Raw genomic sequence first — 17,868 nt, 5'->3', positions numbered from 1 at the left:
CTTTACTTCGCTAACTGCCCTTTAGAGTATTCATGGATAAATGTAGTTAAACGTTTTAATGTATCTGGATTTACTTCTGGGAATACACCGTGACCTAAGTTAAAGATATAACCTGGCTGCTTCATCCCTTGATCTAAAATACCTTTTACATGTTCTTCAATAACAGACCATGGCGCAAGTAAGAATGAAGGGTCCATATTACCTTGTACCGCCTTATGTACGCCGCGAGCACGTGCCTCTTCAATTGGTAAACGCCAGTCTAAACCGACAACATCAAGCGGTAAGTCGTGCCACTCATTCACTAAGTGTGCAGCTCCTACGCCGTGCATAATCATCGGTACACCCATCGTGCGAACTTCTGCAAAAATACGCTCCATTGCTGGTTTAATAAATACGCGGTAATCTGCTACATTTACTGTTCCAACCCAAGAATCGAAAATTTGAACTGCTTTTGCTCCTGCATTAATTTGCGCTTTTAAATATGTAATAACCATATCTGCTAGTTTATCCATTAAAGCGAACCAAGCTTTCGGCTCTGCATACATGAACGCTTTCGTATTATGGTAGTTACGAGATGGACCGCCTTCAATCATATAGCTCGCTAGTGTAAATGGAGCTCCTGAAAAACCAATTAACGGTACGTCTAGCATTTCTGTCGTTAATAAACGAATTGTATCTAATATGTACGGTACGTCATCTTCTGGATTGATTTCCCCTAGTTTTTCTACGTCTTGTAAAGAACGGATTGGATTATCAATAACTGGGCCAATACCTGATTTAATTTCTACATCCACACCAATTGCAGGTAGTGGTGACATAATATCTTTATAAAGAATTGCTGCGTCTACGTTATATTGATCAACTGGTAATTTTGTAACGTAAGCACATAACTCTGGATTGTGTGTAATTTCAAATAAAGAATACTTTTCTTTTATCTTTCTATATTCCGGCTGCGAACGACCTGCTTGACGCATATACCATGCTGGTACATAATCAGTACGTTCCCCCCTACATGCTTTTAAAAATGTCTCATTTATAGTTCTTACCAAGACCCTTGCTCCCTTCCTTGCCAATGCTTTTGCTCTAAATACGTTCTATTCCGCTATTTATCTTTTTTTACTATACAGCTTGTAAAAACAAAATGCATAATATTATGTACGTTGTTCATTAAATTGACACAAACATTCGTAAAAACGCTTACCGTTTTCACAACATTCTTATTATAACACAGAGAAAAACTATGGTTTAGCTACTTTTGACTTTTCTCCTTCGCGATTCGTTTGTGTGTTATATGGCACAACGTAAAAGCTCGGTTTTGAAAAGATATTAACGAACTTTTCTTCATATTCTCCAGCACCGTTTACAGTGCCTACATGCGTATGAATTCCGTTTTCCACTCTATAAATACGATACATAATTCTTTCATCTGGAAGTGGTGTCCAGCTTAATTTCGCTTTAAATAAACCGAAAGGGCTAAACGCTAATTTCATTTTCACATCTTCAATCTTATGCAACCGAATCGGAGCACCGATTGTTTCCACACCTTCTGGTTTCATAAACTGCTCTTTCTGTTCTACATTTGCCTTCGTTAAAATTTTCTTAAATAATTTCGTTGCTGACGCACTTTCTCCTTGCAGCTGATGCTCTTTATCTGTACGATCATAACCAATCCAAACAGCGCCTACTAAATTTGGCGTATAGCCAACGAACCACATATCTCTAGCTCCATTATCTTCATTTGGTAAGGAAGTGGTACCTGTTTTCCCAGCTAACGCCCCGTTATATACACCGGCTTTCGCTGTCCCTTCCTTTACAACTCCTTCAAGCATTTTCGTCATATACCATGCCGTTTGTTTCGAGAAAATTTTCGTTTCTACTTTTGGCGATTCTCCAATGACTGCACCATGTCTATTTAACACTTTATCAATAACGTGCGGCTCAATAATATCACCATTTGCTAAAAACGCACGATACATTTTCACAAGATCAAATGGTGAAACACCATTTTTCAATCCGCCAAGCGCCGTACTTAGACCAGCATCTGCAATATGGACATTACCCTTTTCTAAATATTGCTTTCCTTCCTCTACCCCTAACTCATTTAATAAAGAAACTGCCGGTACGTTTGCCGATTCTAAAATCGCATCGTACATCGTCATTTCTTTTGAATACTCATGATTGTAATTTCGAGGTTCATAGCCCTCAAAAGAATTTCTTTCATTCGTTAATAAAGAATATGGATTATATTTTTTCGTTTCGAGTGCTGGTGCATAGACGATAAGCGGTTTTAACACAGACCCCGGCTGCCTTTTTGCAAAAACACGATTAAATCCTCTTGGCACATACTTCCTTCCGCCAATCGCCGCTTTAATCCCGCCCGTACGATTATCCATTAATAAAAATGCACCTTGCGCCACCTCTTCTTTCCCAGGGAAATTTCTTGCATCTTGAAATTGGTTATACGCTACCTTTTGAATCTTTTCATCCATCGGTACGACAAACGTATATCCTCCGCGAAGCACTTCTTGATGAGATAATCCGTATAAACGTGCTGCTTCATCTATAACCATATCAATATACGGCATATATGCGAGTTCATTCTCATCTAAGTTTTTATATAGAGCAATTGTCTTCCCTTGATAACGTACGCTTTCTTCTGCAGTCAAATAGCCTTGTTTATGCATAAGTGACAATACGAGATCACGGCGTTCTTTACTCTTCTCTGGAGAAAAATAAGGTGAATATCCGTTTGGCGACTTCGGAAGACCTGCAAGCATTGCCCCTTCTTCTACTGTTAAATCTTCTACATTTTTATTAAAATACAGCTTTGCTGCCGCTTGAATACCGTAAGCTCCATGACCAAAATAAATACGATTCATATACATTTCAAGAATTTGTTGCTTCGTATATTTTTGCTCGAGTTGAAGGGAAATTGCGACTTCTTTCAACTTGCGCGTAAATGTTTTTTCACGAGTTAAAAAGACGCTTTTAGCAAGTTGCTGCGTAATCGTACTACCGCCCTCTACTTTTTCTCCAGCTAACGTATCTTTATAAAGAGCACGGAATATAGAAGGATAATCAATCCCTTGATGCTCATAAAAACGAGAATCTTCCACTGCAATAAACGACTGCTGCACGTATTTTGGAATTTGCTCGATTGGTACGAGGTCTCTATTTTCTACATATAATTTCGTAATTTCTTTCCCTTTCTGGTCAACGATACGTGATGAAGAGTGGAAAACGAGTTGCTTTTCATCCATCATATAGCCACCAGCTAACACAATAAGTTTATAAAATACAATCGCTAATACTAGCGTTGCTACCCCACCTAATAAAGTCCATTTTACTTTCTTCATACATCGGCCTTCTTTCCAAATGATGGTACATTTATTATTTGAAAAAGAAGTATCTTTATGTATATAATCTTCGAAGTTTTTTAAGGGAGTTGATATAATAGAAACAAATAAGTAAGGGGGCATTAAAATGAAGGCTATTATTTCATACGAAACACCTCTAGAACAAGCACATTTCACTGCAAAAAATAATGAAAAAGATATGTTTTATAAAGAAAATACAGAAGAATCTGTAGAAGGATCTCTTAGGTATGATGTACTAGACGCTGTTGGGGAATTTAAAGGTCAACCTGGCTATATTGTTTGTAACAACATTTCTGTAACAGAAGAAGGTCGCCCAGTATTTGAAAACCGTTTTAAAAACCGCGCAGGCCTTATTGAAAACGAACCAGGATTTCAAGCGATCCGCGTTCTACGCCCATTAAGTAACGATACATACGTCATCTTAACGATGTGGGAAACAGAGCAAAACTTTAAAGACTGGACAGAATCACGTTCATTCGAAAATGCTCATAAAAAACGCCCCGCACAAGCAGAAGGACAAGCTCCGGCGCATCCACATCCACATGCAGAGCAACAGAAAAGTATTTTCTCTCGTCCATCATTTGTGACTACTTTTGATGTAGTAGTTTAAGTTTTTTGGTTCGGGGTGTGGAGACCACGGTATATGAAATTATATCGGCGATTCTTCGAATATATCGGCGCAACTTGAAATATATCAGCGATTCCCTGGATATATCAGCGCAACTCAAATTATATCAACGATTTTCCAAATATATCGACTTATCGACAATTCACGACACAAAAAGGAAACACCATTACACACTGGTGTTTCCTTTTTCTTTGTACCAATTATATATACGAAGCGCATCTTCTTTTTGCATATGCTTCACTTTGTAAGGATGCCCCGCTACCGATACGACAGCTGTACATAGCTCGTCTTTCTTTTGAAAATACGACTGACTATATCCTACTGCTTGAACATGCCTTCTTCGCATGATTCCTGTATATTTCGCGAGTCCTCGGTACACCATTACTAACTGATTGTCTCGTATCATATAACCACTACTTGTATACCGAGCGTATGCAAGTAACGTAAATATAATAAATAGTGGTATCAGAGTGAATAACGCGATATTTTGTTTAAAATATATACTCACACCGACGATTGGCAGTGCGAGCACGGCACTTGTAATCCATCCCATTATTACGTAACGGCGCAATGCTACTTTGGATAAATGGACGATTTCCTCTTCCATTTCATACGGCAACTGCAAATACGTAAGTAACTGCTGCACATCTTTTTTCTTCATAAAAGGATGTAACATCACTTCATTCCCAGCGGATTCTATACTTTGAATGACTTCTACTTCGACAGAGCAATAACCGAAAGGCTGACGGAGAATGCCTTCTTTCACTGTAATCGCTTGAATGCGGTATAATTTTAACACAAACTCTTTCTTATCAAATAATCCTTGCACGATGCGAACTTCATTTCTATTTCGCTCTATTTTAAAGTTCGCATATTTTAATGCATAGCCAGCTGTAGAAATGACCCACGAAACTATCATTAAAATCGCGGCCATAACGATTAATTCATATACACCGTTATCCATCACATACGCTTCCACTTTATTGATGAGCCATTCTGGTAAAAATTGATTAAATTCTGTGTAAAGGATGACTAACATAGAAAATACTAATCCAAATCTACCAGATGTAATAGATGCTACTAAAATTTCTTTCGTCGTTAACTGATATACCGTCTTACTTTCTTCTGCCGCTGGCGTCTCTTCAGTCACAACGCTTCTTTCTTTATGTAATAAGGCTATCAGTTCCTTCGCTTCCTCTTCTCTAATACCAGCTAACATCACTTCTGGCTCATTACCGCCGCCCGCTACTTCAATATTTAATTTCGTTAGTCCAAGTATTTGATAGATGATGTTAGAAGATGTACTAATATTTTGCACACGTTCTTTATTTAAATAACTTTCTTTCTTAACGAACACACCATGCTTTATATGTAAAATATTACTTTCAACCCAGTACACTTTAAAATACCATTTTATAGCTGAGAAAATAGCCATAATGAATAATACAAACAAAAGAACAAGATGTAAGAAATACCACGGTTCTACTTGACCATCTGATCGAAATAAAACAAGAAAAATAAAAGGCAACAAAGTCGCAATTCGAATACCTAATAAAATTGTGATCGGATGTTGCCTCTTATACATCCTCATCACTCACTTTCGCAAGTTCTCCAATTTGTCTTTTTAGCTGCTCTGCTTCTTCTTTCGTTAAACCTGGAATACTATGAGAAGTTGCTGCTGTTGAAATATGTAATTCTGCTAAATTATACTTTCTCATAATCGGGCCCTGTTCAATCGTTACGTGCTGCACGCGAATCATCGGAATGAGTACGCGTTTTACAACGAACATTCCCTTTTGAATCTCAATCTCTTCTTCATTTAATCTATAACTATAATAGCGCTGACGTAAATTTGGAAATACAAAATAATCAAGCGGGATAAACGTAATAGCGCCTGTTACTAACAACCCGAACAGCCAACCCCACCAATTAAAATTGATCATAAAAAAGAAATACGCAATTACGACTGCTAGTATAACTGCTGCCCCAATTAAAGCGTGAATTCGCCACACTTTCAGCATATTAGAATGAATCTCCCTTTCTAACGGCTGCATCTCACCACTCCAATTATATGAATTTATTACTTATATATTAGTTGGTATATACATATTTGTAAAATTATAGTTTTTTACATCGTATCAAGAACTTCTTTAAAATTCCCTTCATTAATGGAATACACTTGAAACTGAATATAATCTATCTCATTCGTATCTGGCTTAGCAAATGGCAAAATGTTAAATCTCGCCGCTGATCTTCCTAACATATCTACAATCATTAAAGAAACGTCAATATATTCGAAGTCTATACGAAATACTACTGCTTCTCCCGTACATTCATAATCTGTAATCGCATCATAGGACTTATTCGCACTAATGAGCATCACTTTTAATAGTTGGTTCAAATTTTCTGGTTTAAAATTAATCATATATACAGCTCCTTTTTCAACAAAACACTACCAAAACAGTGTAATCTTATACTTTCATAGCTTCACACATCAATTATATTAAAAATAAAGCTAGTTTTTTATAAATTTTTTGATATAATTACTTACGGGAAAAGGGAAGAATTTTATCTTCCCTTGTGTTTTTATTTGCATCTAGTACTTTTGCTAGATGCCTTTTTTTCTGCTAAAAAGGTATCCTCACATACTTTGAGGATACCTTTTCAACAATTGTACTTACATAACCGAGCCTCATCTCCTAGTTTATATTATTTCTGAGTATACTCTAAAGTGCGTTTTCACTCATTCTCGATAAGCAATTGCATTTGGCAACTGTAAGAATCCGTACTAAAAAACTCATCTAATAATTCCACTTCAATGCAATTTTTGATTGTTACATTATTTTTCTCTATATAATCTTTTAATTTCTCCATACTTTCTGCTTTATTATTCTTTTTATAGGCCAGCATCAAATAGTTACCTTCTGGTAATATATCTATATTTTGCTCTTTCTGTGTGTAATCATATTTACATAATACAGAAAAAGCATACTTTGGTTTAAATCTGTATTTTGAATGAATGGTATATGCTATACCAATTTCCATCGTTATTTCTAAATTTCTCTCCTGAATCATTTTATCTACATCTGAATAATATAGGAATCCTTTAAAATTACCCACTTCTTTGCATGGAGCAGTGACGATATAACGTTGCTCAAAATACTGTATTGTTATTTGATTATGTACTAATACCTTTTTAGCGACTTGTACACTATTATCTAGTTTATCAATCGTATGAATGACTGCTTGCATCTCTTTTATTTTTCGCATAGTTTCTTCTCTTTTTCATGCTAAACATTTTAATAATTCATCCATATTCTTTTCCGTAAAATTTTTTTGCAGTTCTTTCGTACTCGTTCTTAAAGCTTTTATTGTAATGCCTTTCATATTAGCAACTTCACCAATAGAAAATAAATTTCCAAATTTATTTTGCCCCCTTATTCTTGACTCTCCTCTAAAGGGAGACATTATTATTTTATCGTTAAAGTTAATGAAAGGATAATAGAAAATAGGTCATACAACAGTAGATGGCTATCATGTATCGTTGTTTTTTGAAATACTGCAACGTGAAATGAACCGTTAACTTTTTAGAGCATACATGACTATGTTTTATTGCTAAAGTTAATAAAAGCGTAGTATAAAAAGAGAGAGAATCTCTATACAGCTCTTTCTATAAGACATACCATTTTTTCTAGCTAACTAATTCAATGAAAGAAGGATATAATATGAAAATTGATAGACCAAAAATTTCGCCCGAGTTATCGTTAAAGAGTTTTCACGATATTTTTTATGATGAAGATTCAACATTAGAAATGTGTGAAATCGTCGATTCCACTTTTGAAAATGAATCTGTAGATAGAGTGCGTTTATATAGTGCAGTGATAAAGAATTCTAAGTTTACGAATACAGACTTTAGCAATATCGATATTACAGATGTTTGTTTTGAGAACTGTGATTTATCAAATGTTAATTTAAGCAATTCTTCTGTTCACAGAGTCGAATTTAAAAACAGTAAATTAATTGGAGTTAATTTTACAGAATCTAGCTTAGGGAATGTTGAATTTGAAAATTCAATTTTGAATTTAGCTTCATTTGGAAATTCTAAACTAGAAAAGATTATATTTAATGAAACTTCATTAAATAATGCAGACTTTTTTGACTGTAAGCTAAAGAAAGTTGAATTTGATTCATGCAGCCTTGACGAAGCAAATTTTGATCAAACATCACTGAAAGGAATAGATATTAGTTCTTCTACTTTTGATACACTTACGGTTTCAGTGAACAACCTAAGAGGATGTAAAGTATCACCACACCAAGCTATTCAGTTTGCATCTTTATTGGGATTGATTATTAAAGATTAGTCAAAAAGAACGATTTAAAACGTAAAGAGGTATCCTCGTACGGAGGATACCTCTTTATTATCTCTATTTTAGTGCATTTCAATAATTGTACCATCTTCGAATACTTTGAATACACCAGTAAACCCTGATCCAGCTGCACCTTCTATTTTATATGTCGTACGCACTCTAATTTGATAATATTTCTTTCCATTCTCTACTTGCGTATTCTCTAGCGTGTAATCATAATCTTCTTTATATTCATTTTTGATATATGCTGTAGCTTTCTCAAAAGTAAAATCATCTTGAGCTTTTCCTGTCTCTACCTTTTTATTGTTTTCTGTCGTTACTTTTTGAGTCTTGTCTGCTTCTACTTTTTTATTATTTTCCGTTGTTACTTTTTGAGTCTTGTCTGCTTCTACCTTTTTATTATTCTCTGTTGCTACCTTTTGACTCGTTACTGCATTTGTTTTTTGTGCCTTCGCTGCTGTTTCACTCTTTGCACTTTTTACTTCTTCACCAATTTTAGTGATTAATCCTACAGCCTTTTTATTATATTCTTCAAGATTCTTGTTATCTTTTGTTTCTGAAACTAGCTTATTTAATGTCTCTTTCGCTTCTGCATAATCTTTCTTATTTATTAACTCTTCACTTTTCGTCAGTTGCTCGCTATACTTCTTTTTTTGTTCTAAAATGGCTAATAATGCTGTTCGTTCTTCCTTGGCTTGCTTTATAAGCGTAGTATTTCCATTCTTCGTGTTCTCTACTTTTTCAAATGATTGAATTGATTCTTCTATCTTTATTTCTTCTTTTAACTTCACAGCTTCCATCATGATTTTCGTTTGTTCTACAAGCACTATTGCATCTGAATCGTCTTTTTTCTCATCTAGCGCTCGTTCAAATGATGATAAGGCATTTTTATATTCTTTATTCGTTAACGCGGTCTTCCCTGCATCCATTTCTTTTTCAAAATCTCCATTACTACATCCTGCTAACATTAAAAATGTAATTCCAATTACCGTTAATAACTTCCTCATTTTTTCTCCCCCTATGTATACCTAAAACAATAACGTCATATGTATAAAAGTCTGTGTAGTAATTAGACTGAAAGTAAATATGTACTACATTGTGTGTGGGAAAGGAAGTACATTTCATTTACTATCATTAGTTAAAACTCCTCAATAGTTGGTAGTTGGTTTTCTTCTTCTTTTAAGACAGAAAGGAATTTTAATAATGTGCGTAAAGCTCTCACCAGGCTCTTTACTACACACACTCTTATACACATAGAAAAACTATTTTTAGTTTGGTATTCTTTTAACTTTATATATTCTCGGTTGATTGGATACGCAGCTTAATTCGTAACATACCGAAAAACAACAGAAAACAAACCGTAACAAAAGTCACGTTTTGTAACCTCTTTGTAACACAAATGTAACACAATGTTTTTAAACATACAATAGTTTTTTTACATTATTTTCCCCACTTTCTATATTTTAAAGCGTTAATCCAGTTCCAATCCTTAATGTAATACGTATTTTCATAACAATCTCGCCATAAAAAGAGGGAATTTACATTTCTAAGTGAAAAGATACAAAGTTATTATTTTCGGATGTTATAAACTTCTTAAATTGAAAGATATCGGATCACAACTCTCCCCTTAAAATGAAAAAATACGCTATTCTTTCCTATGAGCTTACAGAAAGAATAGCGTATTTTTCAAAAATGAGTTCTTTTATTCAAACACTTTGGTTCTATATCACAATTAAAAGGGCAATCAACGCTAATATAGCTGGAAGTCCTTGTTTCACAATAATTGATTTATTAGATGTGAAACCGCCGAAAAGAGCTGCTACCACCACACACATTACAAAAAATAATTGAATCATATAGCCAATTGAATTGAAACCAAGTATAAGTCCCCAAATGAGACCAACGGCTAAAAATCCATTATATAAACCTTGGTTTGCAAACATAATGGCTACGTTTCGATCTCCTTCTAAATGCTCCGGTAGTTGAAAAGCACGTTTTGCCACTTTTGAATTCATAAAAAACATTTCGAGGATCATGATAAATAAATGTTCTAATGCTACGATCCCGACTAAAATAGCTGCGATTATTTCCACAGTATTGTGCCCCCTCTACGTCCTAATATCAAATTTATACTATCTTCGCTTTAACTTTATAAAATTCCGCCTTCTTTCTTATCAAAATATTAATTGACATATCAATATTTGATATGTCAATTAATATACAACTCCCTTTTTAGTTTTGCAAGTTTTTTTGCTAAATTCGTTTTATTTTGCTCCATCAACTTAAAATCAATTCAAAACCTCTGTTCACATCTCTAGAAACTATAATATTTTTTATAATTGGTCTCCTATTCCCTTATTCACTACATAAAAAAATGTTATTACTCCTGTTACATCGAGTAATAACATTTTTATTTTAATCTATTTAACAAATTTGCTTCCAACTAGCATCCTTCACATCTTCACTAGTCGGCTTTCTAACTGATTTCACAAAACATTCCTCACAAGCACCGAACGTAATGAAATTTTTCTGTGCTTGTCTTAACGAAACTTCATTTGCTCCGCCTTCAAAGTCAGGATCATTAAACTGAACCTCATCATCTTCCCAATAACATATATTACAAATTTCATATGTACCTGGTGGTTCTTCTTCCATTGTTTGATATCCGCAGCATGGACAGGTGTATTTCATATAATCACCTTATTTCCCTTCATATGTAGTCCTACTTACTAAAAATGTAATAGAGCAAATTATAGTTAATCCCATAAAGTACATCATTTTAATAATACGAGTATTTTCATATGTTGTAGGAACCCCGTCAGATATAACTTCATAGCAAAAAACAATACTTATAGCTAAAAGAATATATAAAATTAAGGATGGGATAAAATGTAGCTTTATAGGTAAAATAACGCACCTAAACAATAGCTCCCCAAGAAGACATCCAACTAAAACAACAGGGACTCCAACTATCAAAGTAGCAGCCAACATTTGGGCCATAGCAATAAAAAGATTCGTAAAAATAGAAAATAGCTCTCCTTCAAAAATCCCCTTCTCATCGTATATTTGAATTATCGTTATTGAAATAAATAAGCTTAATAAAGAATGGGAATACGGAATTAAAAATTTTCCCAATCCTGCTCACCTCACTTTTTTGCGTTACATATATTATTAATTATTTCCTATCATTTTTACATAGAAAAATAACTCGCCTTCCGCAAAAGACGAGCCCTTCCACTTAATTCTCACTTATTCTCTTCTTATACCAATCCTGCATTCTCTCCGCATCTTCTACTCTCGTATGCTCTAATTTATAACTCGATGATGCGCTCGAAAATTTATACGTACATAAATCCGCGCGGCGCTGGAAATAGGATTGCGTCTTTTCCAGCGATTGGACGTGTCTTCTTCTAATAAGTCCTGTATATTTTCCGATGCTGCGATATACAAGTGTAATTTGCTCTTCATCTACACTGTAACCATTTGTTTTAAATGTTGCGTAACCAAGTGTAAAGATGAGAATCACGAGCGGAATTAATGCCCACATGATGAAGTGCTTTTCAAAGTATATACTTATACCAATAAGCGGGATAGCTAGCATAGCGAAGAAGATGAAACTATCAATGAGATAGCGGCGTAATGCTGCTTTTGGTAATGAAATAATGTTTGTATTCAGTTCGTACGGTAGTTGTAAATGCGCGAGTAACTGTTGTACTCGATCTTTTCGAATGATTGGATGCAGTGTAACTTTTTCTTTTTCATCATCCGTTCCCTTACTTTGAATCACTTCTACTTGCACAGCACAATAACCGAATGGCTGACGTAAAATACTTTCTTTTATCGTAATCCCTTGAATACGATGTAACTTTAGGACGAGTTCTTTTTTCTCAAGTAATCCTTGTGAAATGCGTACTTCGTCATTTCTTCGATTTACTGTGAAATCTCCATGTTTTAGCGCATAACCGATTGTAGATATAATCCACGAAAGGACGAGCAAAATAGCTACCATGAAAATCCAGCCGTATATATCATATTCCATTACATACGACTTTACGTCATTCTCTATCCATTTCGGAATGTACTCATCTACTTGGTGATACACGAAAAAGATTAACCAGAATAATAGCCCAAACTGACCCGATGTAACAGAGGCTAGTAAAATTTCTTTCCAAGTCAATTTATATTCTGTCGTTTGTTTTTCTACTGCATGTTCTGTTGCTTCATCTAACGTTTCTTCTGCTTTCACTTCTGGAGTTGGCTCATTTAGTAAGGAAATAAGCTCCTTCGCCTCATCTTCCTTAATTCCAGCTAAGCTTACTTCTGCATCATTGCCCCCGCCAGCTGTTTCGATTTGGATTTTCTTTAAGCCAAGCATTTGATATAACACGTTAGAGCTTGTATTAATTGTTTGAACACGTTCTTTATTTAAGTAGCTCTCCTTCTTCACAAAGAGACCTTGTTTCACATGTAATACGTTATTTTCAACCCAGTATACTTTGTAATACCAGCCTACGATAGCTGAAACAATCGTGATTATTGCAAAACCGATAGGAACTAAATACCAAAATGGGAACTTTCCTTTTAAACTAAAGAGAAAAATAATAAATGGTATAAAGTCTGTTATTTTTAATTCTAATAACATCGTGATTGGATGCTGCCTCTTATACATCCTCATCACTCACTTTCGCTAATTCTGCGATTTTCGTTTTCAACATTTCTGCCTCATACATCGTTAAACCTGGGATGCTGTGAGAAGTTGCTGCTGTTGAAATGTGTAATTCTGCTAAGCCATATTTTCTCATAATCGGCCCTTGTTCAATCGTAACGTGCTGCACACGAATCATCGGTACTAATACGCGCTTTACGACGAAAAGACCGTGCTGAATTTCAAGTTCTTCTTCATTTAGTTGGTAGCTGTAATAACGTTGACGTAGTTTTGGGAATAAGAAGTACGAAAATGGCGCGAACACAACTGTTAGCCCAATCATCACATACAAAATCCACGCCCACCAATCAAACTTTATCATGAGGAAAAGGTACGCTAAAATGACAAGAATACCGATCCCTTCTTCTATTACAGCCCGAACTTTCCACACCTTGACCATGTCAGGATGAATTTCATTTTTCAATGGATCCATGTAACCACTCCAAATCTAGTAATCTAATATATGAATAGTCTCAATCTATATTTTACATAACTTTACATAAAATTGAAATTTAATCTTCTTTCTTCTCTGGAATAAAATATCCGAACCAAAGTAGCCAAATGAAACCGATTAACTTCATCCAATTTCCATCCGCTTGAAAAGCTTCTATCATGCCTGGAATTTTATAAATCCCAATAAACCCAAGAAAACCGAGCCACCAGTTTTTTTGCATTTTCATCTTTACTCCTCCTTCATAACGTTTTTCACATTTCGAATCCAAATTTCTTTATACTTTAACTGAAATCCCATGAGCATGTAATTGCTCATATTATCAATTACAAGTGCTAGCGTATGAGCATTTTCTTCCGTTGCACCTTGTGACACAACGCCCAGTCCCACACCTTTCTTCAATAGATCGTGGAAACCATTTAAAAACTCTTCTTGTATTTCAAATAAGCGTTTCTGATACTTTTCATTTCGCGCCGCAGTTACGATAAATTCATTTATAACGCGCAGTATTCCTTCTTGTCCTTCATACTCAGAGAGCATATGTAAACCATCTGCGATTAACTTTTCTGCAAAATTTTCTCTCGTATATTGCTCTTTATCAAAATAACTCACGAAATGATATCCAGAAAAAATTTCTTCAAATAAAAAATCAACTAACGCTTCTTTAGAAGAAAAATGATAATAAATAGCTGGTTTTGAAATACCTACCTCTTTCGCAATCATGGAAAGACTCATCTTCTCAATACCGTGCTCTGCCATGAGTTTAAATGAAGCCTCTACAATATTTTGCGATGTTTGTAAATTCTTTGTCATACTGTACCTCACTTATTTTTACTTACCGGTCGGTAAGTGAATTGTAAAATAAAAGATTATTGTTTGCAAGTTTGATTCAAAACTACATATTACTTTCTCCATTTACTTTATGAATCGGAATCATATTCCTCCATAATTACTACAGTAATCTTTCATCCAGTTAAACTACAAAAAGCACCTTTGTGAGTGCTTCTTGTAATCTAATATTTAGGCCCCATGTAATCATAACTTTGATCTAACGCTTTTAATAAATCAATCGCACCCTTTAACTCTCTTTTATCAGACTCTAATTCTTCCATTCTTCTTTCGATATCTTTTTTAAAAGATTCTAAATCGCTAATGGCCTTCTTCCCCACTCCAAGTTGCGACCAGCTTGATAAGAGTAAATTATGTACATTACTTACAACTCTTTTATTATGATTTAAGTCTTGAATCATATGGTCAAATTGCTGTAAGGCTTGGTTCAATGCTTCTTCATTTAAGTAAATTCTCGGCATCCTAATCTTCTCCCTTAATATTGTTGATCTGTCTTCTTATAATCATCGGCTTTCTTCTCAATAAAATCTGAAATTTCCGTGGCTGTTCGTATGTACCAAAAACTTAAATGCTCTACATGTGCGCGTATATTATTTACTTTAGCTTCTACCCGTCTACTTTCAGCCGTTTCTAATAATGTCATCATATTAGAAATTAACCTCGGTACTCTATCTTGAAATTCTTGCGCGTTTCGCTTCATATCTCTTACAGCTTGTTCTAGATTCTCTACAACTACACGAATTTCTCCCCCGCCTAATAACTTACCAGGTGAATCATATACTCTTTCCCCTGTATCTAAATTCAAAAGATATGAACTTGACAAATTTCCATCTTTACCCATCTTAAAATACTTATTATTTTGATAATGAAATCCAGGTTTATCTTTTACGGAGTCCAAAAAGCGATTAGCTTCAAACAATAGTCTTTGTTCCAATGGTAATTTAGAAAGGGCTTCTTTCGTAACAGGTGGTGTAACAGCATAAGTTGAACCTATATGACCATCATATGGACCAAAAGGACCATAACCGATTGAATCTGATCCGTGAACAATCGAAACAATTCTACCTTTAAATTCTCCATTATTAGCTCTTTCTTGTAAATCAGGCGGTAACAAATGTTTTGCACTCGGTGCATTCCATGACATACATCTTACATTGTCATTAGATGCCGCTGCATATTCAGCTAAGGCGCCGCCTAATGAATGACCCGTCGTATATATCTCCACATCATCCCTGCCCTTATATGTATCCGTTACTTGTTTCATGACCCTTTCAGCTTGTTCGAATTGATTATGTGTTTCCCAGCGCTCATTCTCTTCATTCCAATATTTCTTTGAATCTGCATTCTCAGTTCCTGCTACAGGAGGTGCTGCTGGTTCATGAACACCTTCTCGTAATACAAAATGATTAGTATCCGTTTTTAAATCCTTCATGCCTTCCCCTGGCTTCATCGGAATGCCTAAAGAGTTTTTCTCTATAATTTTGTCCCCTTCTGTACCTCGGAAAGCTACCATAACTTGCTTTTTCCCATCGACATCTCGTTCAAAGACTACTGCGTCCATTCCGGTTTGTTTGTCGTGGAATGTTTCACTTGTTCCCCACTTTTGTATAGTATTCCCATCCCTGTCTAAGACAGCAAATCCTTTTGCTAAATCCTTATCAGATTGATAAGCGCCCCTTGACAGCTGATAATAGCTTGAATCTAAAACTTTATTATTTTCACTCAAAACATTTCCCCTCCTAGAAAATTTAATATATTCTAAATATAGGATAACATTAATGGAGGAATGATAATTGAAAAAATATTATTTAGGACTAATCATAATTTTTACAATCATATTTTCAGGGGGATGTAGTATGAATACTGATAAAAAAAATGAAGAACAAAAAATAGTAGAAAAAGCAAATGAAACAGCCATTAAATATTTTAAGGAAAAAGAAAATCTAGATGTAGTAATTACTGGATATGAATTTGCTCCGAGTGATTTTCAAACTGTTTTTATAAAAGGACATGTTAAAGACGATAAAACTCAAGCATTTACAGTGCATGTCGAATATGGAGATAGTGATTATAGAGTCACTTCTAGAACATATTCTGAAAGTCTAGAATGAAAAAACTAGGTCATTAAATACTCACTAGAGTTTCTTTTTTATGGACTAGTTAAAAAAGAGCCTCCTTAGAGGCTCTTTTTAGTTACTATCATACAGCAATGTCATTTCATTATTTAACTTCAGTCCATTTAAAATTAAATTCTCCCCCAAAATCATTCGTCACAAGCCCTTTAATAGCCGATCGTTATAAGTATGAGCGTCCCGTTTGATAGAAAGAAGCTACTGCACCATCTTCTAACAAGATTTTTTCCGCTTGTATCATCGCTTCCCAACATGCTTTTTCATCACTAGATAAATCAGTTTTTCCCTTATGAATTAGTTTATCAATTACCTTTCTTTTCAGTGACCTCAATACTGTTTCTTAACTTCTCATCACCACGATAAGCAAACCTTGACAGCTAATAATAACAAGAATCTAAAACTTTATCATTTTCCTTCAAAATATCCCCACTACCAGATATTTTAATATATTCTAAATATAGAATAACATTAATGGAGGGATTTTGATTGAAAAAAAATGGTATAAGATTATTCATTATCCTTACACTTATCCTTTTAGGAGGATGCAGTATGAATAATAAAACAAATGAGGAAAAAGAAATAGTAGCAAAGGCAGAAGAGGTAACCATTAAATATTTTAAAGAAACAGAGGGCTTAGATGTAACAATCACTGATCATAAATTTGGACAAAAAGATTTTCAAACTATCCTTATCTCAGGTTATGTAACAAATGACAAAAGTAAAAAGTTTACCGCTTCAGTCCAATACGCTAATGATTATCATATTGGTTCTATTTCAGCGTCTAATAATTTGAATTTTAAACACTAAATCTAATAGTTTCACGTCAACATAATTATTTAAGTTTTTTCTTTAATTCAAGAATGTTCTTTATAAGAAATAAAAAGCACCCGCTATCAGAAAAAGTGAGTGCTTTTTTCACTAAAAACATTCCTTCTATCACGATATTTTATATAATCAAGATGCCATTATTGGAGGGTAAATATGGATATTACAATCAAAAAAATTAGTTTTTTTCTATTCTTTATATTTATTTCAAGTATTTTAGGGGGATGTACGATAAATCAAAAAAATGATGAACAACAAATAATTAATAAAGCAACAGAAACTACAATTCAATATTTTAAAGAAAAAGAAAATCTAGACGTAGTGATTACTAAACATCAATTTGCCCCGAAGGACTTTCAAAGTGTTTGGATTTCAGGGCATGTGAAAGATGATAAAAATAAAACATTCTCGGCAGATGTTGAATACGCTAATGATTATCACATCGGTTCCATTTCCACATCTGAAGGTTTTGATTTAAACTACTAAATCTAATAGTTTCACTTCAACATAACTATTTAAGTTTGCTTCTTTCAT

At 34.4% G+C, this 17,868-nt stretch carries 20 protein-coding genes and 2 pseudogenes; 5 read left to right on the top strand and 17 right to left on the bottom strand.

Annotation, left to right across the window (positions count from 1 at the left end; all coding sequences use genetic code 11):
- Positions 1 to 2: 2 nt before the first annotated feature.
- The gene (gene hemE / locus DN390_RS24200; protein WP_000252614.1) at positions 3 to 1,049 is read right to left on the bottom strand and encodes a uroporphyrinogen decarboxylase; all 1,047 of its coding nucleotides are present in this window, start codon (positions 1,047 to 1,049) and stop codon (positions 3 to 5) included.
- Between the two features lie 189 nt (positions 1,050 to 1,238).
- Positions 1,239 to 3,356: a transglycosylase domain-containing protein gene (locus DN390_RS24195; protein WP_147808698.1), complete on the bottom strand. Its 2,118-nt coding sequence runs from the start codon at positions 3,354 to 3,356 to the stop codon at positions 1,239 to 1,241.
- A gap of 127 nt (positions 3,357 to 3,483) precedes the next feature.
- On the opposite strand from DN390_RS24195, the gene hmoB reads away from it, so the two are divergent.
- Entirely contained in the window at positions 3,484 to 3,987 is a 504-nt protein-coding gene (gene hmoB / locus DN390_RS24190; protein WP_147808697.1) for a heme-degrading monooxygenase HmoB, read from the top strand.
- Positions 3,988 to 4,171: 184 nt separating this feature from the next.
- Here hmoB and DN390_RS24185 read toward each other — a convergent pair whose 3' ends face one another.
- The 4 genes and pseudogenes from DN390_RS24185 to DN390_RS24170 form a co-directional block, all read right to left on the bottom strand.
- The gene (locus tag DN390_RS24185; RefSeq protein WP_147808696.1) at positions 4,172 to 5,590 is read right to left on the bottom strand and encodes a PH domain-containing protein; all 1,419 of its coding nucleotides are present in this window, start codon (positions 5,588 to 5,590) and stop codon (positions 4,172 to 4,174) included.
- Entirely contained in the window at positions 5,583 to 6,059 is a 477-nt protein-coding gene (locus DN390_RS24180) for a PH domain-containing protein (protein ID WP_001182711.1), read from the bottom strand. Before DN390_RS24180 ends, DN390_RS24185 begins: the two co-directional genes overlap by 8 nt.
- A 74-nt stretch (positions 6,060 to 6,133) precedes the next feature.
- On the bottom strand, positions 6,134 to 6,430 hold the full coding sequence (locus DN390_RS24175; protein ID WP_060629857.1) for a hypothetical protein: 297 nt from the start codon (positions 6,428 to 6,430) through the stop codon (positions 6,134 to 6,136).
- Between the two features lie 314 nt (positions 6,431 to 6,744).
- A pseudogene (locus DN390_RS24170) lies at positions 6,745 to 7,473 on the bottom strand (MerR family transcriptional regulator).
- 257 nt (positions 7,474 to 7,730) lie between these two features.
- On the opposite strand from DN390_RS24170, the gene DN390_RS24160 reads away from it, so the two are divergent.
- Positions 7,731 to 8,366, top strand: coding sequence for a pentapeptide repeat-containing protein (locus DN390_RS24160; protein WP_097949495.1), 636 nt, complete (start codon positions 7,731 to 7,733; stop codon positions 8,364 to 8,366).
- 68 nt (positions 8,367 to 8,434) lie between these two features.
- On the opposite strand, the gene DN390_RS24155 is transcribed toward DN390_RS24160, so the two are convergent.
- From DN390_RS24155 to DN390_RS24115, 10 genes are all read right to left on the bottom strand, one after another.
- The gene (locus tag DN390_RS24155; protein ID WP_147808695.1) at positions 8,435 to 9,379 is read right to left on the bottom strand and encodes a hypothetical protein; all 945 of its coding nucleotides are present in this window, start codon (positions 9,377 to 9,379) and stop codon (positions 8,435 to 8,437) included.
- 714 nt (positions 9,380 to 10,093) lie between these two features.
- Positions 10,094 to 10,465 (bottom strand): DUF1304 domain-containing protein, encoded by a 372-nt coding sequence (locus DN390_RS24150; RefSeq protein ID WP_060629854.1) that lies wholly within the window; start codon positions 10,463 to 10,465, stop codon positions 10,094 to 10,096.
- 331 nt (positions 10,466 to 10,796) lie between these two features.
- A complete protein-coding gene (locus DN390_RS24145; RefSeq protein WP_048554093.1) occupies positions 10,797 to 11,063 on the bottom strand; it encodes a CPCC family cysteine-rich protein in 267 nt (88 codons plus the stop codon).
- 9 nt (positions 11,064 to 11,072) lie between these two features.
- Positions 11,073 to 11,507, bottom strand: coding sequence for a hypothetical protein (locus DN390_RS24140; RefSeq protein ID WP_147808694.1), 435 nt, complete (start codon positions 11,505 to 11,507; stop codon positions 11,073 to 11,075).
- A 103-nt stretch (positions 11,508 to 11,610) separates the two neighbouring features.
- Positions 11,611 to 13,041 (bottom strand): PH domain-containing protein, encoded by a 1,431-nt coding sequence (locus DN390_RS24135; protein WP_147808693.1) that lies wholly within the window; start codon positions 13,039 to 13,041, stop codon positions 11,611 to 11,613.
- Positions 13,034 to 13,510: a PH domain-containing protein gene (locus DN390_RS24130; protein ID WP_000371358.1), complete on the bottom strand. Its 477-nt coding sequence runs from the start codon at positions 13,508 to 13,510 to the stop codon at positions 13,034 to 13,036. Before DN390_RS24130 ends, DN390_RS24135 begins: the two co-directional genes overlap by 8 nt.
- Before the next feature lie 79 nt (positions 13,511 to 13,589).
- Entirely contained in the window at positions 13,590 to 13,757 is a 168-nt protein-coding gene (locus DN390_RS30815; RefSeq protein WP_016716715.1) for a hypothetical protein, read from the bottom strand.
- Between the two features lie 2 nt (positions 13,758 to 13,759).
- Positions 13,760 to 14,341 carry a TetR/AcrR family transcriptional regulator gene (locus DN390_RS24125; RefSeq protein ID WP_097949489.1) on the bottom strand — a complete coding sequence of 194 codons (582 nt, stop codon included), beginning with the start codon at positions 14,339 to 14,341 and terminating at the stop codon, positions 13,760 to 13,762.
- A 200-nt stretch (positions 14,342 to 14,541) separates the two neighbouring features.
- Positions 14,542 to 14,838: a hypothetical protein gene (locus tag DN390_RS24120; protein WP_001137435.1), complete on the bottom strand. Its 297-nt coding sequence runs from the start codon at positions 14,836 to 14,838 to the stop codon at positions 14,542 to 14,544.
- 14 nt (positions 14,839 to 14,852) lie between these two features.
- On the bottom strand, positions 14,853 to 16,103 hold the full coding sequence (locus DN390_RS24115) for a lipase family protein (RefSeq protein WP_147808692.1): 1,251 nt from the start codon (positions 16,101 to 16,103) through the stop codon (positions 14,853 to 14,855).
- Positions 16,104 to 16,233: 130 nt separating this feature from the next.
- Between DN390_RS24115 and DN390_RS24110 the strand changes: the two genes are divergently transcribed.
- Entirely contained in the window at positions 16,234 to 16,488 is a 255-nt protein-coding gene (locus tag DN390_RS24110) for a hypothetical protein (protein ID WP_001090712.1), read from the top strand.
- A 109-nt stretch (positions 16,489 to 16,597) separates the two neighbouring features.
- Here the strand turns inward: DN390_RS24110 and DN390_RS30810 are convergent.
- Positions 16,598 to 16,822, bottom strand: a pseudogene (locus DN390_RS30810) (peptide ABC transporter substrate-binding protein); the annotation flags it as partial.
- 173 nt (positions 16,823 to 16,995) lie between these two features.
- Here DN390_RS30810 and DN390_RS24105 point away from each other — a divergent pair.
- Both DN390_RS24105 and DN390_RS24100 read left to right on the top strand, forming a co-directional pair.
- On the top strand, positions 16,996 to 17,316 hold the full coding sequence (locus DN390_RS24105) for a hypothetical protein (RefSeq protein WP_060629847.1): 321 nt from the start codon (positions 16,996 to 16,998) through the stop codon (positions 17,314 to 17,316).
- Between the two features lie 174 nt (positions 17,317 to 17,490).
- Entirely contained in the window at positions 17,491 to 17,820 is a 330-nt protein-coding gene (locus DN390_RS24100; RefSeq protein ID WP_060629846.1) for a hypothetical protein, read from the top strand.
- The last annotated feature ends 48 nt before the right edge of the window (positions 17,821 to 17,868 follow it).

It is taken from the genome of Bacillus sp. SH7-1 (assembly GCF_008042405.1).
Taxonomy (GTDB): domain Bacteria; phylum Bacillota; class Bacilli; order Bacillales; family Bacillaceae_G; genus Bacillus_A; species Bacillus_A thuringiensis_N.
The sequence above is the reverse complement of the archived record's forward strand: the minus strand, read 5'-3'. Positions and strand labels throughout refer to the sequence as shown.

Excerpts from the sequence above, each read along its gene's own strand:
- DN390_RS30815 (WP_016716715.1), bottom strand. The coding sequence starts at position 13,757 with ATGAAAATGCAAAAAAACTGGTGGCTCGGTTTTCTTGGGTTTATTGGG.
- DN390_RS24135 (WP_147808693.1), bottom strand. The coding sequence starts at position 13,041 with ATGTATAAGAGGCAGCATCCAATCACGATGTTATTAGAATTAAAAATA.
- DN390_RS24180 (WP_001182711.1), bottom strand. The coding sequence starts at position 6,059 with ATGCAGCCGTTAGAAAGGGAGATTCATTCTAATATGCTGAAAGTGTGG.
- DN390_RS24175 (WP_060629857.1), bottom strand. The coding sequence starts at position 6,430 with ATGATTAATTTTAAACCAGAAAATTTGAACCAACTATTAAAAGTGATG.
- DN390_RS24185 (WP_147808696.1), bottom strand. The coding sequence starts at position 5,590 with ATGTATAAGAGGCAACATCCGATCACAATTTTATTAGGTATTCGAATT.
- DN390_RS24145 (WP_048554093.1), bottom strand. The coding sequence starts at position 11,063 with ATGAAATACACCTGTCCATGCTGCGGATATCAAACAATGGAAGAAGAA.
- DN390_RS24100 (WP_060629846.1), top strand. The coding sequence starts at position 17,491 with ATGGATATTACAATCAAAAAAATTAGTTTTTTTCTATTCTTTATATTT.
- DN390_RS24120 (WP_001137435.1), bottom strand. The coding sequence starts at position 14,838 with ATGCCGAGAATTTACTTAAATGAAGAAGCATTGAACCAAGCCTTACAG.
- DN390_RS24155 (WP_147808695.1), bottom strand. The coding sequence starts at position 9,379 with ATGAGGAAGTTATTAACGGTAATTGGAATTACATTTTTAATGTTAGCA.
- DN390_RS24110 (WP_001090712.1), top strand. The coding sequence starts at position 16,234 with ATGAATACTGATAAAAAAAATGAAGAACAAAAAATAGTAGAAAAAGCA.
- DN390_RS24130 (WP_000371358.1), bottom strand. The coding sequence starts at position 13,510 with ATGGATCCATTGAAAAATGAAATTCATCCTGACATGGTCAAGGTGTGG.
- DN390_RS24125 (WP_097949489.1), bottom strand. The coding sequence starts at position 14,341 with ATGACAAAGAATTTACAAACATCGCAAAATATTGTAGAGGCTTCATTT.
- DN390_RS24160 (WP_097949495.1), top strand. The coding sequence starts at position 7,731 with ATGAAAATTGATAGACCAAAAATTTCGCCCGAGTTATCGTTAAAGAGT.
- hmoB (WP_147808697.1), top strand. The coding sequence starts at position 3,484 with ATGAAGGCTATTATTTCATACGAAACACCTCTAGAACAAGCACATTTC.
- DN390_RS24195 (WP_147808698.1), bottom strand. The coding sequence starts at position 3,356 with ATGAAGAAAGTAAAATGGACTTTATTAGGTGGGGTAGCAACGCTAGTA.